21 protein-coding genes are annotated in these 21,693 nt (G+C 37.0%); 17 read left to right on the forward strand and 4 right to left on the reverse strand.

What is annotated here, in order from left to right; all coding sequences use genetic code 11:
- The first annotated feature begins 2 nt into the window (after nucleotides 1–2).
- From ftsW to lpxC, 8 genes are all read left to right on the forward strand, one after another.
- Nucleotides 3–1,265: a putative lipid II flippase FtsW gene (gene ftsW / locus Q0794_RS10975; protein WP_298941838.1), complete on the forward strand. Its 1,263-nt coding sequence runs from the start codon at nucleotides 3–5 to the stop codon at nucleotides 1,263–1,265.
- Nucleotides 1,255–2,325, forward strand: a complete 1,071-nt coding sequence (murG, locus tag Q0794_RS10980) for an undecaprenyldiphospho-muramoylpentapeptide beta-N-acetylglucosaminyltransferase (protein WP_298941930.1) — start codon at nucleotides 1,255–1,257, stop codon at nucleotides 2,323–2,325. Before ftsW ends, murG begins: the two co-directional genes overlap by 11 nt.
- 44 nt (nucleotides 2,326–2,369) lie before the next feature.
- Entirely contained in the window at nucleotides 2,370–3,830 is a 1,461-nt protein-coding gene (murC, locus tag Q0794_RS10985) for a UDP-N-acetylmuramate--L-alanine ligase (RefSeq protein WP_298941840.1), read from the forward strand.
- Nucleotides 3,830–4,750 (forward strand): D-alanine--D-alanine ligase, encoded by a 921-nt coding sequence (locus Q0794_RS10990; RefSeq protein ID WP_298941842.1) that lies wholly within the window; start codon nucleotides 3,830–3,832, stop codon nucleotides 4,748–4,750. The genes murC and Q0794_RS10990 overlap by 1 nt, the downstream gene beginning before the upstream one ends.
- 3 nt (nucleotides 4,751–4,753) lie before the next feature.
- The gene (locus Q0794_RS10995) at nucleotides 4,754–5,497 is read left to right on the forward strand and encodes a cell division protein FtsQ/DivIB (protein WP_298941844.1); all 744 of its coding nucleotides are present in this window, start codon (nucleotides 4,754–4,756) and stop codon (nucleotides 5,495–5,497) included.
- Between the two features lie 204 nt (nucleotides 5,498–5,701).
- Nucleotides 5,702–6,946, forward strand: coding sequence for a cell division protein FtsA (gene ftsA, locus Q0794_RS11000; RefSeq protein WP_298941846.1), 1,245 nt, complete (start codon nucleotides 5,702–5,704; stop codon nucleotides 6,944–6,946).
- A gap of 34 nt (nucleotides 6,947–6,980) precedes the next feature.
- Nucleotides 6,981–8,249 (forward strand): cell division protein FtsZ, encoded by a 1,269-nt coding sequence (gene ftsZ / locus Q0794_RS11005; RefSeq protein WP_298941848.1) that lies wholly within the window; start codon nucleotides 6,981–6,983, stop codon nucleotides 8,247–8,249.
- 86 nt (nucleotides 8,250–8,335) lie between these two features.
- Entirely contained in the window at nucleotides 8,336–9,265 is a 930-nt protein-coding gene (gene lpxC / locus Q0794_RS11010) for a UDP-3-O-acyl-N-acetylglucosamine deacetylase (protein ID WP_298941850.1), read from the forward strand.
- Between the two features lie 206 nt (nucleotides 9,266–9,471).
- Here the strand turns inward: lpxC and Q0794_RS11015 are convergent, their stop codons facing one another.
- Nucleotides 9,472–10,005 (reverse strand): DciA family protein, encoded by a 534-nt coding sequence (locus Q0794_RS11015; RefSeq protein ID WP_298941852.1) that lies wholly within the window; start codon nucleotides 10,003–10,005, stop codon nucleotides 9,472–9,474.
- Between the two features lie 60 nt (nucleotides 10,006–10,065).
- On the opposite strand from Q0794_RS11015, the gene Q0794_RS11020 reads away from it, so the two are divergent.
- The 3 genes from Q0794_RS11020 to mutT all read left to right on the forward strand — a co-directional run bounded on the left by Q0794_RS11020 (nucleotide 10,066) and on the right by mutT (nucleotide 14,328).
- A complete protein-coding gene (locus Q0794_RS11020) occupies nucleotides 10,066–10,929 on the forward strand; it encodes a M23 family metallopeptidase (protein WP_298941854.1) in 864 nt (287 codons plus the stop codon).
- 40 nt (nucleotides 10,930–10,969) lie between these two features.
- Nucleotides 10,970–13,693 carry a preprotein translocase subunit SecA gene (secA, locus tag Q0794_RS11025; RefSeq protein WP_298941855.1) on the forward strand — a complete coding sequence of 908 codons (2,724 nt, stop codon included), beginning with the start codon at nucleotides 10,970–10,972 and terminating at the stop codon, nucleotides 13,691–13,693.
- 251 nt (nucleotides 13,694–13,944) lie between these two features.
- On the forward strand, nucleotides 13,945–14,328 hold the full coding sequence (mutT, locus tag Q0794_RS11030) for an 8-oxo-dGTP diphosphatase MutT (protein ID WP_298941857.1): 384 nt from the start codon (nucleotides 13,945–13,947) through the stop codon (nucleotides 14,326–14,328).
- Here mutT and Q0794_RS11035 read toward each other — a convergent pair.
- On the reverse strand, nucleotides 14,312–15,205 hold the full coding sequence (locus tag Q0794_RS11035; protein ID WP_298941859.1) for a DNA ligase: 894 nt from the start codon (nucleotides 15,203–15,205) through the stop codon (nucleotides 14,312–14,314). The two genes, mutT and Q0794_RS11035, sit on opposite strands and share 17 nt — an antisense overlap.
- 151 nt (nucleotides 15,206–15,356) lie before the next feature.
- The gene (gene nadC, locus Q0794_RS11040; protein ID WP_298941861.1) at nucleotides 15,357–16,205 is read right to left on the reverse strand and encodes a carboxylating nicotinate-nucleotide diphosphorylase; all 849 of its coding nucleotides are present in this window, start codon (nucleotides 16,203–16,205) and stop codon (nucleotides 15,357–15,359) included.
- 162 nt (nucleotides 16,206–16,367) lie between these two features.
- Between nadC and coaE the strand changes: the two genes are divergently transcribed.
- From coaE to Q0794_RS11060, 4 genes are all read left to right on the forward strand, one after another.
- Complete coding sequence (gene coaE / locus Q0794_RS11045) at nucleotides 16,368–16,967, forward strand: dephospho-CoA kinase (RefSeq protein WP_298941863.1); 600 nt, start codon at nucleotides 16,368–16,370, stop codon at nucleotides 16,965–16,967.
- A 68-nt stretch (nucleotides 16,968–17,035) separates the two neighbouring features.
- The gene (gene zapD, locus Q0794_RS11050) at nucleotides 17,036–17,767 is read left to right on the forward strand and encodes a cell division protein ZapD (protein WP_298941865.1); all 732 of its coding nucleotides are present in this window, start codon (nucleotides 17,036–17,038) and stop codon (nucleotides 17,765–17,767) included.
- Nucleotides 17,768–17,829: 62 nt separating this feature from the next.
- Nucleotides 17,830–18,024, forward strand: coding sequence for a DNA gyrase inhibitor YacG (yacG, locus tag Q0794_RS11055; protein WP_137297321.1), 195 nt, complete (start codon nucleotides 17,830–17,832; stop codon nucleotides 18,022–18,024).
- A gap of 63 nt (nucleotides 18,025–18,087) precedes the next feature.
- Nucleotides 18,088–18,432 (forward strand): HopJ type III effector protein, encoded by a 345-nt coding sequence (locus Q0794_RS11060; protein ID WP_298941868.1) that lies wholly within the window; start codon nucleotides 18,088–18,090, stop codon nucleotides 18,430–18,432.
- A gap of 98 nt (nucleotides 18,433–18,530) precedes the next feature.
- On the opposite strand, the gene yciH is transcribed toward Q0794_RS11060, so the two are convergent.
- Nucleotides 18,531–18,857, reverse strand: coding sequence for a stress response translation initiation inhibitor YciH (gene yciH, locus Q0794_RS11065; RefSeq protein WP_298941870.1), 327 nt, complete (start codon nucleotides 18,855–18,857; stop codon nucleotides 18,531–18,533).
- Nucleotides 18,858–19,113: 256 nt separating this feature from the next.
- Here yciH and Q0794_RS11070 point away from each other — a divergent pair, with 256 nt between their 5' ends.
- Together Q0794_RS11070 and feoB are read left to right on the forward strand one after the other, a co-directional pair.
- Nucleotides 19,114–19,338, forward strand: coding sequence for a FeoA family protein (locus tag Q0794_RS11070; RefSeq protein ID WP_298941872.1), 225 nt, complete (start codon nucleotides 19,114–19,116; stop codon nucleotides 19,336–19,338).
- Nucleotide 19,339: 1 nt separating this feature from the next.
- Nucleotides 19,340–21,655, forward strand: coding sequence for a Fe(2+) transporter permease subunit FeoB (gene feoB / locus Q0794_RS11075; RefSeq protein ID WP_298941873.1), 2,316 nt, complete (start codon nucleotides 19,340–19,342; stop codon nucleotides 21,653–21,655).
- Nucleotides 21,656–21,693 lie beyond the last annotated feature (38 nt).

Raw genomic sequence — 21,693 nt, forward strand, 5'->3', positions numbered from 1 at the left:
TCATGTTGCAAGGTATGACGAATAAGTTAGGTAACCTATTTAAGCTACTAACCGTTGAATCAGAACCACACGCTTACGATCGTTCGCTGTTGGTCTTAGTGTTTACCTTAATGGGGATAGGCTTAGTGATTGTCGCCTCTGCCTCCATGCCTGAAGGTATTGCTATTTCTGCTGACCCATTCCAGTTTTTAAAGCGTCACCTTATCTATATTATTTTATGTTTATTTGTTTTAGCCACAGTGGTTTCTGTACCAATAGATGCTTGGCATAAATACACGCCTTTAATTTTATTACTTTCCACCCTAGGTTTACTCGCGGTGTTGATTATTGGTACAGAAGTTAATGGTTCACTTCGTTGGTTACGATTAGGGCCTCTTAATCTTCAACCCTCTGAGTTTGCTAAGTTGTCTGTTGTTTTGTTCATTGCGAGTTATCTTATTCGTCGACAAAAAGAAGTTATTGATACAATTAAAGGGTTTATTAAACCTTTAGCAATACTCGCTATGATATCAATGCTTTTATTACTACAACCAGATTTAGGATCAACCGTTGTGATCGTGGTTATCATGATGGGGATGTTATTTATTGCTAATGCGCGAATGATATCGTTTGTTGGTATTGCCGTTGCGATGTTGTCGGTTATTATTTTGTTAATCGTGACGTCTCCTTACCGTATGGCAAGGGTATTTGGATTTTTAGACCCATGGGCAGATCCTTTCGGCCGAAGTTACCAGCTAACTCAATCATTAATGGCCTTTGGTCGTGGTGGTTGGTTTGGTCAAGGTTTAGGGAATTCAGTTCAAAAATTAGAATATTTACCCGAGGCACACACCGATTTCATTATGGCCATTTTGGCTGAAGAACTAGGCTTTATTGGTGTAAGCATTGTTATTATTTTAGAGTTTGTTTTAGTTTATAAAGCGTTTTCTATTGGTAAAAGAGCCTTACAGAAAAATCTTATTTTTGCTGGTTATGTGGCTATCGGTATCGCTATTTGGTTTGCATTCCAAACTGCCGTTAATATTGGTGCTGCTTCAGGTATTGCACCCACTAAAGGGTTAACATTACCTTTGATAAGTTACGGTGGTTCAAGTTTAATTACTATCGCGATTGCGGTGGGGTTAGTATTACGTATCGATTTTGAAACACGTATTAATTCCGGACAGGTACGTATCACCAAAAAAAATAAAAAGGCTAAAAAATTAAACTCTGAGCCAACAGCTGATTCAGTAGCAAAGACAAAGGTTGAGAATGATGACGAATAAAACTAAAACCTTATTAGTGATGGCGGGTGGCACAGGGGGACATGTGTTCCCCGGATTAGCTGTGGCAGATAAATTAAAAAGTGAAGGTTGGCAGGTAAGTTGGCTAGGTACTGCCGCAAGAATGGAAGCAAAGTTAGTGCCTGAACATGGTTATGATATTGACTTTATTGATGTTGCGGGTATCAGAGGTAATGGTTTAAAGCGCTTGTTAGCGGCACCTTTTCAAATATTAAAATCCATTTTCCAAGCGCGCAAAGTATTAAAAAAAAGAAACGTTGATTTAGTTTTAGGCATGGGTGGTTTTGCAAGTGGACCTGGCGGTATTGCCGCGTGGACATTAGGCATTCCAGTCGTGCTACACGAACAGAATGCAGCGGCTGGAATGACTAACCGTTTATTAGCACGATTTTCAAAAAAAGTATTAATGGGCTTCCGTGATGCATTTTCTGGCGAAAAGGCTGTTTTAGTTGGAAACCCGATTAGAAAAGAGCTGTTAACGTTATCCGATAAAGTAATCACTTCACCAGGTGCTGCGTTAAAAGTCTTGATCATTGGTGGGAGCTTAGGGGCTAGAGTCTTAAATGAAACAGTACCTAAAGCGCTGATGAACTTCAAAGCGAGTGACGTGTCTATTTTGCATCAAACAGGAAAGGGTAATTCTGATACTGTTTTAGAGGCATATAAATATGCTGATTTTGAATATCAAGCTCATGATTTTATTACTGATATGGCAGCTGCCTATGATTGGGCAGATGTTATCATTTGTCGTGCTGGCGCATTAACTGTGGCAGAAGTGGCAATAGTCGGCTTACCGGCTATTTTTGTTCCTTTGCCACACGCAGTAGATGACCATCAAACAAAAAATGCAATGAGCTTAGTAAATACTAATGCTGCGATGTTAATCGCTCAAAAAGAGTTGAACCCTGATAAATTAAGTGAATGTTTGCTTACATTAAGTCAAAATAGGCAGTTGCTTAATGCAATGAGCAAAAACTGTAAAAATGTAGCTATTAGAGATGCAACGGAGCAAGTCGCTGCGGTATGTAATGCCTTAATTTAAAAAATTTAAAACCAAATTTTAAAATATAGTAAAAGTGAATTCCGATGATAAAAGTTGAATTAGCAGAAATTCGTACCATGATCCCTGAAATGCGTCGTGTAAAACAGATACATTTTGTTGGTATCGGCGGCGCGGGAATGGGTGGTATTGCCGAAGTATTAGCCTATGAAGGTTATAAAATAACGGGTTCAGATATCGCTGAAAATACAGTGGTGAAAAGACTGCGTTCAATTGGTGTTGATATTTTCATCGGCCATGCTCAAGAAAATATATACGGCGCTTCGGTAGTGGTCGTATCGACAGCTATTAACTCTGAAAATCCAGAATTATTAGCGGCAAAACAAGCGCGTATTCCTGTGGTTCGTCGTGCTGAAATGTTAGCTGAATTAATGCGCTACCGTCATGGCGTTGCGGTTGCGGGGACTCATGGTAAAACAACGACTACTAGTTTGATTGCGAGTATTTACCGTGAAGCTGATTTAGATCCTACCTTTGTGATTGGCGGATTGTTAAACAGCGCGGGTACTAACGCTAAATTAGGACAAAGCCGTTACCTTATTGCAGAAGCTGATGAAAGTGATGCGTCATTTTTACATTTGCAACCTATGGTATCAGTCGTTACTAATATTGAAGCTGACCATATGGATACTTATCAAGGTGATTTCGAAGTATTAAAAGATACCTTTGTACAGTTCATCCAAAACTTACCTTTCTATGGGACTGCCGTTGTCTGTTTAGATGATAAAGTCGTAGAGGAGTTGATCCCTCGTTTTGCTCGTCAATGTGTAACTTATGGTTTTAATGAACAAGCCGATGTCCGCATTTCAAGCTTTAAACAAACGGTAAGCAGAAGTGAATTTATTATTCATCGTGTTAATCGCCCAGATTTAGTGATTCATCTAAACCTACCTGGTAAACATAACGCGTTAAACGCAGCTGCTGCAATTGCCGTAGCGATGGAAGATGATATTGAAGATGCTGCAATATTAACGGCATTAGAAAGTTTTGAAGGAATTGGTCGTCGTTTTGAGCAATATGGTGAATTTGAAACAGGTCGAGGTAAAGCCATGCTTGCCGATGATTACGGACATCACCCAACAGAGGTTCAAGCGACGATTAATGCAGCACGTGAAGGTTGGCCTGAAAAACGGTTAGTCATGGCTTATCAGCCACATCGTTACACGCGTACTCGTGATTTATATGAAGATTTTGCACATGTCTTATCGCAAGTTGATCAGTTGTTACTGTTAGATGTTTACGCCGCAGGGGAAACACCCATTGCAGGTGCAGATAGCCGTTCATTATGCCGAACTATTCGTCAACAAAGTGGTAAAGAGCCTATTTTTGTCGCTTCTCCTGAAGCTTTACCTGCAGCGCTTGCTAAAGTGTTACAAGGTGGCGACTTAGTGTTAACTCAAGGTGCTGGTAATATCGGTGCGGTAGTAAAAACCTTAGCTGATTTCAAATTAGACATTGAAAAAATGCAACAAGAGAGCACAAAATAATGGCGATAGATTTTGGTAAAGTAGCGGTGTTGTTTGGTGGCAACAGTGCTGAACGTGAAGTTTCATTAGATTCAGGCAACGCAGTATTGAATGCGTTGCTACGTCAAGGTATTGATGCACATGCAATCGATCCAAAGCATGATGATATTTCACAAATTAAAAAATTAGGTTTTGATCGTGCATTTATTGTGTTGCACGGTCGAGGTGGTGAAGATGGCACCATCCAAGGTTTTCTACAAACATTGGATATTCCTTTCACTGGGAGCGATGTTTCAAGCTCAGCTATCGGCATGGACAAAGCAAAAACCAAACAAATTTGGCAAAGTTGCCAACTTCCTACTGCTGACTATCAAATTATTGTCAAAGAAAACTTTGAACCATCAACCGCTACCGATATACTAAGCAGCTTATCAGGTACTGTCATGGTAAAACCAGTACACGAAGGCTCGAGTATTGGTATGGCTAAAGTGGAAAATGCAGAGCAGTTAATTAATGCATTAGAAGAAGCTTTTAAATTTGATAGTAAAGTATTATTAGAGTCATGGATCACCGGTGATGAATTCACTGTCTCGATGTTAAATGGTGAAGCATTACCGGCTATTAGTATGAAAACAATGAATGTGTTTTATGATTATCAGGCAAAATATCAATCTACAGATACACAATATTTGTGTCCTTGTGGTTTGTCTGATAACGAGTTAACAGAACTAAATCAGTTATCAGTAGAAGCGTTTAAAGCAATTGGTTGTAGTGGTTGGGGACGCGTTGATTTTATGAGAGACAGCAATAAAAACTGGTTTTTATTGGAAGTAAATACAGTACCCGGTATGACAGAGAAAAGCCTTGTACCTAAGGCTGCAAAACAAGCCGGTATTAGTTTTGACCAGTTAGTGTTAGATATTTTAAAGCAAACTATATAATTTATGTGGCAAAAGTTAAAACAAATCAAAATCAGTAAATGGATTAGCTTCTTTGTTTTTGTACTTTTAATTTATACCTTACAAGATGGTTTTTTTAAATTAAAACATTGGTTAACTGATGAAAAGTCTTTGCCATTAACAGGTTTAATGTTGACTGGAAACAGAGAACATATAACAGAAGATGTAGTGAGGGCTGTTTTAGCTAAACAAAAAGATAAATTGAATTTCTTTACCTTAGAAATTTCTGACATTCAAAAGCGATTAGAAGATAAACCATGGGTCTATTCTGCGTCAATCCGTAAACATTGGCCTGACACATTAAAGATACATATCGTTGAACAAACGATTGTTGCCTCATGGAATGGTAAAGCCTTACTTAATCGGTTTGGTGAAATAATAGATGTGGTGCCCATTGAGCAAGATAAATTTATTGCACTCTCTGGCGATGATACGCAATCAGAAGAAGTACTGAATACGTATTTACAGTTAAATCAATTGTTAGAGCCTAGCCATTACCGTATTGCAGGCCTGTATAGTGATAAACGTAATGCGACTGAACTGGTGTTAAAAAATGGCATCAGTTTGAATTTAGGCAAAGAACAAAAATTAGAACGAATACAGATGTTCTTAAATGCATTCCCTAGGATTGCACAAAAATACGATATTAATACCATTAAATATGTCGACCTTCGTTATGACACTGGGTTGGCCATTGGGTGGAAAGAGTCAGAACAAAATAAAAAGTAATGTCAATATTAACGATAAAGAGTCTGGGTAAACACAACGTCAATGTGTGGGAAGTGAACATTAAAAGTTAATGATATCAGTTTCTTATGCCTTGGTTTACGGAACAATTACTCACTTTAGGTAATTTACTCAGCCCGACAATATAGTTAATATTACATAGAGTTAATTCTTCTCTCTTAAATTAGAGAATATGGTGATAAACGAATGGAAAGTAATTACACAGTTGGTTTAGACATTGGTAGTCATAAAATAGTTGTCTTAATCGGTGAATTATTAGCGAATGATGCGATTAATATAGTGGGAGTAGGTTCTGCTCCTTCTAAAGGTGTTGATAAAGGATCTGTAACTAATTTAGATGCAGTGGTTCAATCTATATCAAGTGCCTTAAAGCAAGCTGAAGATATGGCAGATTGTCGTGTTTCTTCCGTTAATTTATCTGTTTCAGGTTCTCATATTGAGTCAATCAATGAAACAGGTACTTGGGCGATAGAAGCTCACGAAGTCAGTACTTATGATGTTGAATGTGTCATTCATAATGCACGTTCAGTGAAGATTCGAGATGAGCAACGTTTGTTACATGTTATTCCTCAAGAATATTCTATTGATTCTCAAGGCCGTATCAATAATCCAATTGGTTTATCTGGTGTAAAATTAAAGGCAAATGTACATTTAATCACTTGTCACAATGATTTAGTTAAAAATTTAGAAAAAGCAGTTGAACGATGTGGATTAGTTATTGACCAACTAACATCATCTGGTGTTGCATCAAGTGCTGCCACACTTAGTGAAGATGAAAAAGAGTTAGGCGTGTGCATGATTGATATGGGAAGTGGTACAATGGATTTATCCATTTACATCGCTGGTTCATTGAAACACAGCATGGTACTTGATTATGCTGGTAATTCAGTCACTAACGATATTGCCATTGCATTCAGTTCACCACCCACTTCTGCTGAAGAAGTGAAAGTGAAATATGGTTGTTTGGATCGTTCGTTAATTGAAGACGATGAAATTATTGAATTACCGAGTGTTGGTGGACGTCCTGCACGTAGCCTCCAACGTTCAATTTTAGTTGATGTTATTGAGCCACGTTATAGTGAACTTTTAACATTGGTTAAAAATGAAATTTATAAGTTAAATGACAAATTTGCTCGTGAAGGCTTAAACCAACAGTTAGCTGCAGGTGTGGTGATAACGGGTGGTGCTGCACAAATCGAGGGATTAGTTGAAGTAGCTGAAGCAGTTTTTGGTAATATCCAAGTTAGAATTGGTAAACCACAACATATTCAAGGTCTAGCAGATGATGTAAACTCTCCTGCTTATTCAACAGCAGTTGGTTTATTACGTTATAAAAATGACGAATTTGCAGGCGAAGAAGAAGCTGAACCTGAGAATCGTTTTGCAAGTATGTTCAGTAAAGTAAAGAACTGGATTAAAAAAGAATATTAGTTATCAAGTTTCATGGATTGGGTGGTAACAAACGATGTCACAAGAAGTTAATAGAGTGGAAGAGAATCAAATGTTTGAAATAATCGATGATGAAGACCATTCAGCACAAGCCGTAATTAAAGTTATTGGCATAGGTGGTGGTGGTGGTAATGCGATCAACTATATGATCGAAAAAGGCTTAACAGGTGCTGAATTTATTGCAATGAACACTGATGCTCAGGCATTACGTTCATCTAAAGCAGATATTCGACTGCAACTGGGTGCTAACATTACTAATGGTTTAGGTGCAGGAGCGAATCCAGAAATTGGTTACAAATCAGCACTTGAAGATAAAGAACGAATTCGCGAAATCGTCACAGGCGCAGATGTAGTCTTTATTGCTGCAGGTATGGGCGGCGGTACAGGGACTGGGGCTTGTCCTGTTGTTGCTGAAATCGCAAAAGAAGAAGGCGCGTTAACGATTGGTGTGGTTTCAAAGCCTTCTATGTTTGAAGGCCGTAAGCGTATGAACTACGCAACCCAAGGTATCGCTCGTTTATCGGAAAATATAGATTCATTATTAATAATTCCAAATGATAAATTACAAAAATCATTGCCTCGTGGTATTACTTTCTTAGACGCACTTCGTGCGGCTAACAGTGTACTTTATGATGCAGTTTCTGGTTTCTCGTCTATCATTAATAACGAAGAGAGTACTATTAATATCGATTTCGCCGATGTACGCACAGTAATGACTGAAGCGGGTACAACGGCAGTAATGGGGATTGGTGTTTCTTCTGGTGAAAATCGTGCTGAAGAGGCGGTAGAAGAAGCTATTTCTTGTCCATTATTAGAAGATGTTGATCTTTCTGATGCACGTGGCGTATTAGTACATATTGTTGCTGGTATCGACTTTAGTTGGGATGAATACCATACAGTCGGTGATGCACTGAAACAATTTGCTTCTGAAGATTCACAAAATATTATCGGTGTAACGGTTGACCCAACACTTGATAGTGGTGAATTACACGTGACAGTTATTGTAACAGGTATCGGTGAGCGTAAATCAGAGCTAAATGTAGTTAAGAATCCAACATTAAATAAGAAAAAAGATGTTAATGATGCTACAGAAAAATCAACTGCTGCCGATAACTCTATTAATGCTGATACAGAAGCAGAAAACCAAGCATTAGCTAAAGCATCTGAAGAAGCTGTTCAGGCTGAACCTGAAGTAGTAGAACCGATTGCTGAGGTTAAAGATAAAACAAGTGCTGAGAGTTATTTAGATATTCCTGCTTTTTTAAGACGTCAAGCAGATAACTAAATTAACTCTGAAAATATAACAGTTTGTGATCTGGGTCTCAAACTGTTATAGTCGGCAGTAGATAAAATCGTATTGGAGATCATTTAATGATTAAACAAAGAACATTAAAGAAGAGTGTGAAATCGACAGGTATTGGTTTACATTCTGGGAATAAAGTAACGATTGAGTTACATCCTGCACCTGCTAATTCAGGTATTGTTTATCGTCGAATCGATCTTGATCCGGTTGTAAGCTTTAAAGCTCATGCGCAAGCTGTGCAAGAGACTCTTTTGTGTACTTGTTTAGTTAATGATCAAGGGCAGAAAATCTCTACTGTTGAGCATTTATCTGCAGCGCTTGCTGGTTTAGGCATCGATAATATTATTATTGATGTTGATGCTCCTGAGATTCCAATTATGGATGGTAGTGCAAGTCCTTTTATTTTCTTACTACAGTCTGCAGGCATTGAAGAACAGAATGCAGCTAAGAAATTCATCCGTATTAAAAAGACGATACGTGTTGAAGACGAAGAAGAAGGCAAGTGGGCTGAATTACAACCTTCTAATAATGGCTTCAGTTTAGATTTTAAAATTGATTTTGATCATCCTGTGTTTGAAGGTCAAAATCAACATGTTGAAATGCAATTCTCTGGTGACTTATTTGTTAAAGAAATCAGTCGAGCGCGTACTTTTGGATTCATGAAAAGTGTTGAGTACCTTCAGTCTAATAATTTAGCGCTAGGAGCAAGTTTAGACAATGCAATTGGTCTAGATGAATTCCGCGTATTAAACCCTGAAGGTTTACGTTACGAAGATGAATTCGTTAAACATAAAGTGTTAGATGCTATCGGTGATTTATACTTATCTGGTTTTACTATTTTAGGCCATTTAAAAGCATTTAAAACAGGTCATGCATTAAATAACAAATTATTGTGTGCATTATTAGCAGATGCTGAAGCATTTGAAATGGTGACATTTGAAGAACCTGTTAGCGAGTCTCCAGTACAATACATTGAGCCATTATTTGTTCCTGCTTAATGATCGCTAAGTTGTAATGTGCTTATTTCGGTACATTCAACATTAAAAAATAGCTAAACCACTTTATGTAATTAAAGTGGTTTTTTTTTAGCTCTTGAATGTAGAATTATAAGTGGCTTAATCATTGCTGCTATGCGGCCACCGAATAACCACTGAATAACAAATTTACGTCAGAATGTCTTTTTAGTTTTTAGTGAGTGTTTTCTTCATTCACTTTTGTTGGTTGAAAATTTGGCTAACGACTGTAATGCTTTTTTTAATTTTGGATCTGCATTTTCTGCTAATGCTAAGAAAGAATCAGCAATATCTTTACTCATTTTTTGAGCTCGTTTTTTGACTGGTTTATTCTTTTTTATCAATGCCGGACTTACTTTCGCAAGAGATGGATTTACCTTTACTTTGATGCTGATTAAAGAAGAATGATGCTGACGTAACTCAGTTAAGATGTCGCTTCGTATAAATTGTAAACGTTGTAGCCAAAGTGAGGTGGGACTTTCTATAATCAAGCTCCCATTTTCAACATTTCCTATACGACAGCCATTGATGTTGTGTTGTTTTAAAAACCTTTGTAGTACTATATCTAATTTAGAAATCAATGATGTGCTCTGCTGAAAGTTATTTTTCTTCAGCAATAATGAGATGGGTTTAGGTTGTTTTTTATGTGTTGTCATAACAGCCATCAATAGTGAATTAAGTTTATGAGTATAACGGTTATTTATAATAGGAAGGAGATTAAACATAGCTTTTCTATAACAAGATCGATATTTATTTTTATCTGCATATCTACGGTAGCATTATTGATGACCAGTGCTTGGTTATTACAATCTCACTACCACCAACAATTAATACAACACAAAAAAAATTCATTACATGAAAGAAATTTAATTAAGCAACAATATCTTCATTCTATGGAGTCTCAAACTAATCTACAACTACAATCATTGGCTGAAAAAGTAGGGCAATTACAAGCACAAGGTATTAAGTTAAATAGCCTAGGCGAGCGCCTGATTGAGAAATTAAATTTTCCGAAAGATGAGTTTGAATTTGAGTTAAATCAAAGTATTGAAGAAAATGTAGAGCAAAATACTGAAGCTGATAATTCAGCAAATAACCTTGATGAGTCTGCTATTGCTGTTCCATCAAAATTAACAATATTAAATAAAAGTGTTTCACAGCTCGCAAATCAGTATGAAAAGAGTCAAAATCTCCTACAACAGCTTGAAATTACATTAAACAACCTCCATCTAATCGATGAACTGTTTATTTCTGGTCGTCCTGTGCCTAATGAAGGCTCTTGGATTTCCTCACCATTTGGTACTCGTTCTGACCCTTTTACTGGTCGTTTACGTCGCCATAAAGGCGTGGATATCGCAGGTTATACAGGTATGCCTATTAATGCTACCGCAGCAGGGGTGATAACAACATCTGAAGCGAGAACAGGGTATGGTTTTTTGGTTGAAATTAATCATGGTAGCGGCTTGAAAACGCGCTATGCACACGCATCATCAATAGTTGTATCTGTTGGTGACGTTGTTGAAAAAGGCCAACAAATTGCCGTAATGGGCACTACGGGGCGGTCTACTGGGCCACACGTCCATTATGAAGTCATTAAAGATGGCAGGCAAATAAACCCAATTTATTATATACAAAGATTACCAAGTTAAATTGCAACTTTTATCCGACTTTTTACAATGAGAAAAGCAAATGATCACATCGATAATAACAAAAATAATAGGCAGTCGAAATGACCGTTATATAAAAAACCTTCGCAAAATTGTTAATGAAATTAACAAATTAGAGCCTGAGATTCAGGCTCTTTCTGAAGAAGACCTTAAAGCTAAAACAGCTTATTTTAAAGAGCGTCTTGCTAATGGTGAAACGATTGATGATATTTTAGTTGAAGCTTTTGCAGTTGTTCGTAGTGCATCAGAGCGTGTTTTTGGTATGCGTCATTTTGATGTGCAGCTAATTGGCGGCATGGTGCTAAATGAAAACAAAATCGCAGAAATGCGTACTGGTGAAGGTAAAACATTAACGGCAACTTTACCTGCATACTTAAATGCCTTAACTGGTAAAGGTGTCCATGTTATTACCGTGAATGACTATTTAGCACGTCGTGATGCTGAGTGGAATGCACAGTTATTTGAATACTTAGGGTTATCTATAGGTATCAATTTATCTGGCATGAGCGGTGAAGAAAAACGCGCAGCCTACGCCGCAGATATTACTTACGGTACAAATAATGAATTTGGTTTTGACTACCTACGTGACAACATGGCTTTTGAAGCTTCTCAACGTGTTATGCGTGGCGTACATTATGCGATTGTCGATGAAGTTGACTCAATCTTAATCGATGAAGCAAGAACGCCGTTAATCATCTCTGGCCCTACCGATGGTGACCCAACGCTTTATACTAAACTGAATACTATTATCCCATTGTTAACACAGCAAGATAAAGAAGATACAGAAGAGTACGTTGGTGAAGGTGATTTCACGGTAGACGAAAAAAGTAAGCAAGTATTGTTAACAGAACGTGGACAAGAAAAAGTTGAGCTTATTTTACAAGAACGTGGCTTATTAGAAGAAAATACTTCTTTATATGCTGCATCAAGCATCAGTTTATTGCACCATGTTAATGCGGCATTACGTGCTCATACCTTATTTGAAAAAGACGTTGAGTACATCGTGACAGCTGAAGGTGAAGTGGTCATTGTTGATGAACATACTGGCCGTACAATGCCGGGTCGTCGCTGGTCTGAAGGTTTACATCAAGCAGTAGAAGCGAAAGAAGGCGTTAAAATTCAAAATGAAAATCAAACGCTAGCGTCAATTACATTCCAAAACTACTTCCGTCTTTATGAAAAACTAGGTGGTATGACCGGTACTGCGGATACGGAAGCATTTGAGTTCCAATCTATCTATGGGTTAGAAACCATTGTTATTCCAACTAACCGTCCTATGGTACGTAAAGATGGCGGTGACTTAGTTTACTTAACTGAGATTGAAAAATATCAAGCAATTATCGAGGATATTAATACTCGATTAGAGCGTCGCCAACCAGTGTTGGTCGGTACAGTGTCTATCGAAAGTTCTGAGTTATTATCAACATTAATGACTAAGGCAAACATTAAGCACAGCGTACTAAATGCTAAGTTCCATGAAAAAGAAGCTGATATTATTGCTCATGCTGGCGCATTAGGTTCAGTTACTATTGCTACTAACATGGCCGGCCGTGGTACCGATATTGTGCTTGGTGGTAATTTACAAAACCGTCTTGAAAAATTAGGTCCACTGACTGAAGAACAAATCATTGCTGAAACCGCAGCTTGGAAAGAAGATCAAGCGGCAGTATTAGCGGCAGGTGGATTGTACATCATTGGTACAGAGCGCCATGAATCTCGACGTATTGATAATCAGCTACGTGGTCGTGCTGGGCGTCAAGGTGATGCGGGTGAAAGTCGTTTCTACCTTTCAATGGAAGATTCGCTAATGCGTATCTTTGCGTCTGAAAAAGTGTCTAATATGATGAAAAAATTAGGCATGGAAAATGGCGAAGCCATTGAGCATCCTTGGGTGACTAGAGCTATCGAAAATGCACAACGCAAAGTTGAAGGCCGTAACTTTGATATGCGTAAATCTCTATTAGACTTTGATGATGTTGCTAATGACCAGCGTAAAGTAGTTTATCAACAACGTAACGGTGTAATGGATAGTGAAAACATTACAGAAAATATTGAGCAAATTTGGGATGATGTTTTCAATGCGTGTATCGATGAATATGTGCCATTGCATTCACTTACAGAGCAATGGGATTTAGAAGGCTTAGAAAACCGTTTGAAAAATGACTTCTTAGTCGAATTACCTGTTCAACAATGGTTAGTTGATGATGCTAATTTACAAGAAGAAACGATTCGAGAAAATATACTTGAGCATGCAAAAGCAGTGTATCAAGATAAAAAAGAGCAAGTAGGCGAGTCTATTATTGCTGGTTTTGAAAAGTCTGTCATGTTGCAAACAATTGATATGCTTTGGAAAGAACATTTATCGGCAATGGATCATCTTCGTCAAGGTATTCATTTACGTGGTTACGCGCAAAAAGATCCAAAACAAGAGTACAAGCGTGAATCATTTGAGTTGTTTATTGCGATGTTAGAAAACCTAAAAGCCGATGTTGTTGGTATTTTATCGAAAGTACAAATTCAAAGCAGAGAAGAAGCTGAGGCAATTCAAGAAAAACGTCGTGAAGAAGAAGCAAAAGCTAATATTCAATTTCAACATGCACAAATTAATAGTGATGGAGAAGAAAAAGAAGCTGCTGATGAGCCTGCTGATACTTTTGTCCGCCAAGATAAAAAAGTAGGGCGTAATGATCCTTGCCCATGTGGTTCAGGTAAAAAGTTCAAGCAATGTCATGGTAAGTTAGGTTAAAGGCTAACGAAGAAAGCTTAATCTTCTTTACTAAGTAAAAGGCGGTGCTTCATTGAAGACCGCCTTTTTTATTGCTTTAATACTAATCACAATAAATAGTTTCTCTATTTTACTTGTTAAAATAGCCCACTTCCTTGTTGTAAATTTCGCAAAGGGAACAGCCATTTACGCCTTGAATTGAACTGTTTTTCCAGCGCAAAATTTAGATAAGATATTTAATATAATCGGTATAAAAATAAAAAGGGTCAACAATGCCAAAGCAAATGATTAGTATCGCTATCGTGCAAAATGAACATAAAAAGCTATTGATTAGCCGTCGCCAAAAGGGACAACATTTGGCGGGTAAGTGGGAATTTCCTGGTGGGAAAGTAGAACAAAACGAAGCGCTTGAAGTCGCTATGTTGCGAGAGTTAAAAGAAGAAGTGGGTTTAACGGCTACAAAGTATAGCTTGTTTGATTCATTAAACTTTCAATATGATGACGTTGATTTAAGTTTACATTTTTATTTAGTCACAGAGTATGAAGGTCAAGCAACGTCGCTTGAAGGGCAACAGATTAAATGGATAACCGCTGCTGAACTCACCCAATATGATTTTCCTAAAGCTAACTTAACCGTTATTAATAAATTACTCTAATACGTACAAATGAAGCAAAACGAGGGATGTTATTGTTGGTTTTTCCTGTAAAGCGATACGTAATAAGACTGCCTATTGGGGGAGGGTTACTTCTCTCCTTATCACTAAATCCTGTTCCTATTTTAAAGGTGACTCCCTCTTCATTTTTTACCAGTATTGCACCTAGTAAACCTTCATACTTTCCTTTTCCCGGTAAGTAAGCAATAACGGTGGCCTCTGCATCTTCAAATTTCTTCAGTTTCATTAAGTCACGACTTCGCTTTGTTTGATATAAAGCATCTTGGTGGTGCAGCATTAAACCTTCACCTTTGCCCATTACCACTTTATTTAGCAAATCAAATAACACCTCTGTATTGGGGAGCTTTTGTTGTTCGATCATTTGTAAATAAGGGCTACTAGTGTCAGCGACTAATGCTCTCATCTCATTAATACGTTGTTCAAATGAGGTCCTGTTGTTAGGTAAGTCAAAAATCATAAACTTGATTTTTTTCCACTGTTCATTTTGATTATCTTGAGTGCGAGCAATGCCGGAGACTTTTTCAAATTGCTGTCTTGCTATCCATAATTCTCCATCCATTGCAGTGGTTGGAAATGATTTAATAAACCATGTGGGAGCTGTAAAAACATTCCCTTGTTTGGATATCAGTTGATGGCCATCCCAATAAGCACGAATGCCATCAAGTTTTTCGCTTACATAATATTGTGTGACATCAATATCTTGTCGGTAATTGGTCGCAAGCTGAATGGGAGGGGGTTTAGCAATAGCGGCAGACATCGAAAGCATTAACATAACCATGCTATTAAGCAGATAGTAAGTAAATTGACTCTTTTTCAGATAAGAAAAGGCGATTTTTTGAAAGGAAAATAATGAAGTCATAAAACGCTCCTACACTTAGCAAAATATAAATATCTCGTGAGTTCAAGCAATAAGTGTAGGAAATTTTTAAAATAATGAGACTATTTAAATTCAATAATATTTGTTTACTAGCGAATTATTTATAAACTCAGTTAATAACTGATTCAAATTGTTAAATAAAACGCATCGATAAATCCACTGCATGTACATGCTTTGTTAACGCTCCTACAGAAATATAATCGACTCCTGTTTCTGCATAGCTTAATATCGTTGTATTATCGACATTGCCTGACACTTCTAAATCAGCTTGTTGTGGGTTACTTTTATTAATAGCAACGGCTTCTAACATCATTGGAATGCTGAAATTATCTAACATGACACGTTGTGCACCCGCATCAAGGGCTTGTTTAAGCTCGTCGATACTTTCTACTTCCACTTCTACCCAACGCTCAGGATGTTGTAGGTTTGCTGCTGCGATGGCTTGTTTGATTCCACCGCAGGCCATAATGTGATTTTCTTTAATTAAGTAAGCATCATATAAACCAATACGGTGATTAAAACCACCACCACAGGTTACTGCATATTTAGAGGCATTACGTAAACCGGGTAAGGTTTTTCGTGTATCCAATAATTTACACTCAGTCATTTTAATTAAATCTGAGTAATATTTAGTTGTAGTCGCAATGCCTGACAGTGTTTGAATAAAGTTTAACGCAGTACGTTCACCGGTTAACAAAATTCTTGCAGGGCCTTCAAGCGTAAATAAAGGGCTATTTGCAGGTACACTATCACCATCTTCGACATGCCAAGTGATCGTCACTTCACCACCTAATTGATGAAACACTTCATCAGTCCATGCTTTACCACAGAAAACAGCACCGTCACGTGTAATAACCGTTGCTTTTGAACGTTTATCTTCTGGTATTAAATTAGCGGTGATATCACCTTCTGCAGCAGATAATCCATTTAAGTCTTCATTTAAAGCTAAGGTAACACTTTGTGCAATTTCTTGTTCAATCATGGTAAATTTCCAGACAGCGGTAAAAAAAGCAAATATTACCTTAATGGTCTTTGAATACCAATGATCTAAATACTTAACTCTTATAAAATAATAAACTCGGTGTTAGATAAAGTAAATCAACAAGCCCTAACAATAAAAATAGCAATAATAAGTGGAAATAGTATGCGTTTAATCATTGGTTTAACAGGTGGTATCGGTAGTGGGAAATCAACTGTAGCAAAAGAATTTATTGCGTTAGGGATTGATGTAGTTGACGCTGATAAAGTAGCACGAGAAGTGGTAGAACCTGGGCAACCAGCTTTAGCTGAAATTGAACTTTATTTTGGTAAACAGGTCGTAAATATTAACGGTGAATTAGATAGAGCAAAGCTTAGAAATATCATTTTTAACTGTGAAACAAAAAAGCAGTGGTTGAATAATTTATTGCATCCTATTATCCGTGATACGTTATTGAAACAACTTGAGCAAGCGCAAAGTAAATATGTGATATTAGAAGCACCTTTACTACTAGAAAACCAGCTGACAAAGTATACTGATTACACATTAGTGGTTGATGTTACAGAAGCTTTACAAATTGAACGTGCAACACAAAGAGATAGTAACTCAACAGCACAAATACAAGCTATTATGGATGCACAAATTAGTAGAAAGCTTAGACTAGAGCAAGCTGATTATATTATTGATAATAGCAGTACAGACCTTGTTGTATTGAAGCAGCAAGTTAACATGTTACATTTACAGTTTTTATCTATACAAAAGTAGGCTTTTTGATTGTTTAGTAATGACTTATTCATGTAACCTTACTTTTTTATAAAATAAATAGACGCCTTATGATCGCCTTTGAATACCCCTTAACAGAAAAAAGTCGTAGCTATTTACGCTTTGAATGTCTTTTTCTACAAATTAAACAAAGTATTTCGCTGGACAATGACAGTGATACTGTGACTTATTTCAAATCATTATTTGAATTAATTGAATTGAGTGATCGCAGTGATATTCGTCACGACTTAATTAAAGACTTACGTTCATTGTTAGAAGAAATGCAATCTTGGTTAAGTAGTGAGCAAGCTGATACTGAAGCGATTAAAGCATTAATGATAGAAATTAGTGAGTTAATCAGTGCTTTATTAGTCATGTCTAAACAACTTAAGTTCTTTAAAGATAGCCGTTTTTTAACCTCATTAAAGCAACGATTTTTCATTCCTGGTGGATGTTGTAATTTCGATTTACCGCAGTTTCATTTCTGGTCATCTCAATCTATCGAATTAAAAAGAAAAGATACTAAACAATGGTTTGAATACTTTACGGTCTTAGATCGCGCATTATCTTTGTTTTTGAAAATGAGACGTCATCAAGGCATCAAATCAACGCAACAAGCTAAAAATGGTTTTTTCCAAGGTGAAGTAGAACATGCATTATTTATCATTCTCAGTGTTGATCCCGCTTTACAAGCTTACCCTATGATCTCTGGGCATAAACATCGCTACTCTGTTCGATTCATGAATGCCAATGCAGAAAATAGCCAGGCAGAGAATATTGAATTTGAGCAGACTTTTTGTTAAAAGCTTAGTAAATTACATCAGTATTTAAGATTGTTTCATGTTGTTAAAGGTAAGGAAAATAAATGAAGGTTAATTGCCCAACTTGTCAAAAACAAGTTGTCTGGGATAAACAGAGTTTGTATCGACCATTTTGCTGTAAACGTTGTCAATTAATTGATTTAGGTGAATGGGCAGACGAAGAAAAATGTATTAAAGGTGAGTCTGTTAGCCCTGAGAATTTACCACAAAATAAAACTATTTATTTTGAAGAAGATTAATAGAAGCTAAGAAAGAAATACAAGAAAACAATATCAAACGAAGAAAATAATATAGGAAGTATCATGCTATTAAGTGATTTTTTAACAAAACTAAAGACACAACCAGAAACAATTGAATTTACTGACACAATGGCAGTGATTGAAGCAAATTACGACTTCAGTGAAACGGCTTTTACTAATGGTCAACAAAGCAATGCGGCAGGTGAAAACTCAGGTTCATGTAAGATTTTTTCATTTTCGCAATTAAATGAATTAACTGAACAACAAACCTTAGCTTGTTTTGGTATCTATTACCGTAATGATGTTTTAGGGCATCCTGAAGCAAGTGATCATCAAAATATTCGTCAATTTATGATTAATGGCTGGTCTGGTATTCGTTTTGATTCAGCACCTCTGGTGTCTAAATAATCGCAGAAACATAATGCTTTATTTAAGCGAATAAAATGACACCCGATGCGTTAATCATCGGGTTTTTTATGCCTTTTAAAAAGTTAAAGGTGCGCTAATTACCCGCCAGCTAGCTTAACCTGATAACCTTGCTTTTCTAATACTGTTTTAATAATCTCACGTTGATCCGTTTGGATTTCAATAACGAAGTCTTTGACAGTGCCGCCGCAACCAGTGCGCTTTTTAATTTCTTTTGCTAATGCTTTAATGGCTTTGTCATCAAGCTGTAAGCCTTTAATTAAAGTGACACCTTTACCTTTACGGCCTTTAGTCTCTCGATGTAAGCGGATAACACCATCACTCTCAGGGGCTGTTTGTTTCTGTTTTGTCTTTTCTACTTTTCCACCGTCTGTAGAGTAGACTAAATTTAATTCACCAAAATCCATAATTATTTCCACCAATTAATTTCTCATCTAGTTTATACCTGTTCCTCTTGCAGATGTAAAACACCGCTAAAATTTCTTCTAAAACAGATGTGTTCACCCGACTAAATTGATCTAAAACAAAGGACGTGTTTATACCTGTTGTTAGCGCTGTTTATTTGTTGTGAATGATAATAGTTTGTATTAATTTACTTGTTATAGCATTAACAGGTTCAAACAATAAACGCATTTTTTGAACGAAAAAGAGTAAGGGTTAATCATGATATTGTCAGAATTAAAAATAGGCGAAACCGCCAGTATTATTAACATTAATAGCATTGAGCCTGTGATGCGTAAAAAATTACTTAACCTTGGTTTTTTACCTAAAGCTAAAATCCAACTATTACGTGTCGCACCGCTAGGAGATCCGATTGCGATTCGATGCGCTAATAGCGCTATTGCATTACGTAAAAGTATCGCTAAGCAAATTATAGTGGAGCGCTAATATGATCTTAAATATAGCGACGATCGGTAATCCCAACTCAGGTAAAACCACTTTATTTAATGCACTCACTGGAAGTCATCAGCGTGTCGGAAATTGGAGTGGCGTTACTGTTGAGAAAAAGACTGGGCATTTCACTTTAGATAACCATAAAAGCGTTAAAATAATCGACTTACCAGGTATCTATAATCTTGATAATGATCAGCTAGGAAGTTCATTAGATGAACGTGTTGCATTCGAATATATCATGCAAAATGAGCCTGATATTGTATTGAATATTATTGATGCCAGTTGTTTAGAAAGGAGCTTATATCTAACGGTACAATTATTAGAGCTTGGTTTACCTGTTGTTGCGGTCTTAAATAAAATGGATTTAGCCGATAAGCAACATTTAGTGATTAACGTAAACACATTAAGTGAACAGTTAGGTTGTCCTATTATTTGTTTATCTGCGCATGATCAGCAAGCCGTAAAAAAGTTAACGCGTACTTTTACTAGTCTAGATCTTACTAATTTAAATCATCATCTATCACTCGATTACGGAAACGAATTACAGCCTGTCATTAATGACATAACAACAATCATAGATGATAAGCAACATCAAGAATGTAATCATAAAAGGCATCTCAATAAAGTAGCGTTGGCGATAAAATGCATTGAAGGTGACCACTCTATATTGTCAGGTGTTAATACTCAGAATAAAACGACGATCAATAACCTTAGAAATTCATTATCCATTGATCTAGATTTACACATCGCAGATGTGCGCTACACCTTTATTTATGCATTAACACAACAAGCCGTGAGAGAAAAACGGCATTTAAGCAAAACACTGTCTGAAAAAATTGATGCTATTACCTTAAATCGTTATACGGGCATTCCCGTGTTTTTGTTAGTCATGTATTTAATGTTTATGTTTGCCATCAATATTGGTAGCGCGTTTATTGATTTCTTTGATATTGCGTCAGGCGCTATTTTTGTAGATGAAACCGCTCATTGGTTAGGTGTGATTAATGCGCCCGAGTGGATTATTAACGTACTTGCTTATGGTGTTGGTAATGGTATTCAAACGGTTATGACGTTTATACCTGTCATCGCTTGTTTATATCTGTTTTTAGCCGTATTAGAAAGTTCAGGGTATCTCGCAAGAGCGGCTTTTGTGATTGACCGATTAATGCAATTTATCGGTTTACCGGGTAAGTCTTTTGTTCCTATGATTGTTGGATTTGGTTGTACTGTGCCAGCGGTGATGGCGGCAAGAACCTTAGAAAAAGAACGCGAACGATTACTCACGGTCATTATGTCGCCTTTTATGTCATGTGGCGCACGTTTACCTGTTTATGCTTTATTTGCTAGTGCTTTTTTTCCTGAGCAAGGACAGAACATCGTCTTCTTATTATATTTAATTGGCATCCTAGTGGCCGTATTAACAGGGTTCGTATTGAGCCGCACTATATTGCCCGGTAAAAGCGAGAATATGTTTTTAGAAATACCGGATTATGAAGTTCCAACCATTAAAAATACGTTAATTAAAACATGGCAAAAGCTGAAAGGGTTTGTCTTTGGCGCGGGTCAAACCATCGTATTGGTCGTGACGATTTTAAATGTTGTTAACTCGGTGGGGATTGATGGTAGTTTTGGTCATCAAGATAGTGACAGTTCGTTACTTAGCCAAGGTGCTCAAATTATCACACCAATATTATCACCGTTAGGTGTTAATAATGACAATTGGCCTGCCACTGTTGGCATAGTGACCGGGATTTTTGCTAAAGAAGCCGTTGTTGGGACACTTAATAATTTATATTCAAGTATCGATACTGAAGATGAGGTTGAACTTACTTTATTAGATAAACTGAACGTAGCCGTCGCAACGATTCCTGAAAACTTAATGGGAATTGATATCGCCGACCCACTGGGTGTCAATGTTGGTGACTTAACTAACTTAGAAAATGCAGCGCAAGAGCAGGGTGTCGACTTAACTATCTACAGTAATATTAAACAAGCTTTTGTGAGCCAAGAAGCTGCTTTTGCTTATTTACTCTTTATTCTTTTATATGCACCTTGTGCTGCTGCGATGGGGGTGATTGTCAGAGAGGTCGGCGTCAATTGGGCTCGCTTTGTCGCGGTATGGTCAACAGCCATTGCTTATATTGTGTCAGTTGCTTATTACCAAGTCGTTACTTTTTCTCTCCATCCAATGAACAGTCTGGCTTATTTACTGTCAGGCGTGTTAATCATTTTAGGGGTGTTGTACAAGTTAAAGCATAAAGGCAACTTGTTAGCAGATGTAACCATGAATGCTGAACATAAATTGATATAGCAATTAATAGAAATAGTAATTAATAGAAATAGTAATTA

It is taken from the genome of uncultured Psychromonas sp. (assembly GCF_947489755.1).
Classification (GTDB): Bacteria; Pseudomonadota; Gammaproteobacteria; order Enterobacterales; family Psychromonadaceae; genus Psychromonas.

Excerpts from the sequence above, each read along its gene's own strand:
- ftsW (WP_298941838.1), top strand. The coding sequence starts at position 3 with ATGTTGCAAGGTATGACGAATAAGTTAGGTAACCTATTTAAGCTACTA.
- murG (WP_298941930.1), top strand. The coding sequence starts at position 1,255 with ATGACGAATAAAACTAAAACCTTATTAGTGATGGCGGGTGGCACAGGG.
- murC (WP_298941840.1), top strand. The coding sequence starts at position 2,370 with ATGATAAAAGTTGAATTAGCAGAAATTCGTACCATGATCCCTGAAATG.
- Q0794_RS10990 (WP_298941842.1), top strand. The coding sequence starts at position 3,830 with ATGGCGATAGATTTTGGTAAAGTAGCGGTGTTGTTTGGTGGCAACAGT.
- Q0794_RS10995 (WP_298941844.1), top strand. The coding sequence starts at position 4,754 with ATGTGGCAAAAGTTAAAACAAATCAAAATCAGTAAATGGATTAGCTTC.
- ftsA (WP_298941846.1), top strand. The coding sequence starts at position 5,702 with ATGGAAAGTAATTACACAGTTGGTTTAGACATTGGTAGTCATAAAATA.
- ftsZ (WP_298941848.1), top strand. The coding sequence starts at position 6,981 with ATGTCACAAGAAGTTAATAGAGTGGAAGAGAATCAAATGTTTGAAATA.
- lpxC (WP_298941850.1), top strand. The coding sequence starts at position 8,336 with ATGATTAAACAAAGAACATTAAAGAAGAGTGTGAAATCGACAGGTATT.
- Q0794_RS11015 (WP_298941852.1), bottom strand. The coding sequence starts at position 10,005 with ATGTTTAATCTCCTTCCTATTATAAATAACCGTTATACTCATAAACTT.
- Q0794_RS11020 (WP_298941854.1), top strand. The coding sequence starts at position 10,066 with ATGACCAGTGCTTGGTTATTACAATCTCACTACCACCAACAATTAATA.
- secA (WP_298941855.1), top strand. The coding sequence starts at position 10,970 with ATGATCACATCGATAATAACAAAAATAATAGGCAGTCGAAATGACCGT.
- mutT (WP_298941857.1), top strand. The coding sequence starts at position 13,945 with ATGCCAAAGCAAATGATTAGTATCGCTATCGTGCAAAATGAACATAAA.
- Q0794_RS11035 (WP_298941859.1), bottom strand. The coding sequence starts at position 15,205 with ATGACTTCATTATTTTCCTTTCAAAAAATCGCCTTTTCTTATCTGAAA.
- nadC (WP_298941861.1), bottom strand. The coding sequence starts at position 16,205 with ATGATTGAACAAGAAATTGCACAAAGTGTTACCTTAGCTTTAAATGAA.
- coaE (WP_298941863.1), top strand. The coding sequence starts at position 16,368 with ATGCGTTTAATCATTGGTTTAACAGGTGGTATCGGTAGTGGGAAATCA.
- zapD (WP_298941865.1), top strand. The coding sequence starts at position 17,036 with ATGATCGCCTTTGAATACCCCTTAACAGAAAAAAGTCGTAGCTATTTA.
- yacG (WP_137297321.1), top strand. The coding sequence starts at position 17,830 with ATGAAGGTTAATTGCCCAACTTGTCAAAAACAAGTTGTCTGGGATAAA.
- Q0794_RS11060 (WP_298941868.1), top strand. The coding sequence starts at position 18,088 with ATGCTATTAAGTGATTTTTTAACAAAACTAAAGACACAACCAGAAACA.
- yciH (WP_298941870.1), bottom strand. The coding sequence starts at position 18,857 with ATGGATTTTGGTGAATTAAATTTAGTCTACTCTACAGACGGTGGAAAA.
- Q0794_RS11070 (WP_298941872.1), top strand. The coding sequence starts at position 19,114 with ATGATATTGTCAGAATTAAAAATAGGCGAAACCGCCAGTATTATTAAC.
- feoB (WP_298941873.1), top strand. The coding sequence starts at position 19,340 with ATGATCTTAAATATAGCGACGATCGGTAATCCCAACTCAGGTAAAACC.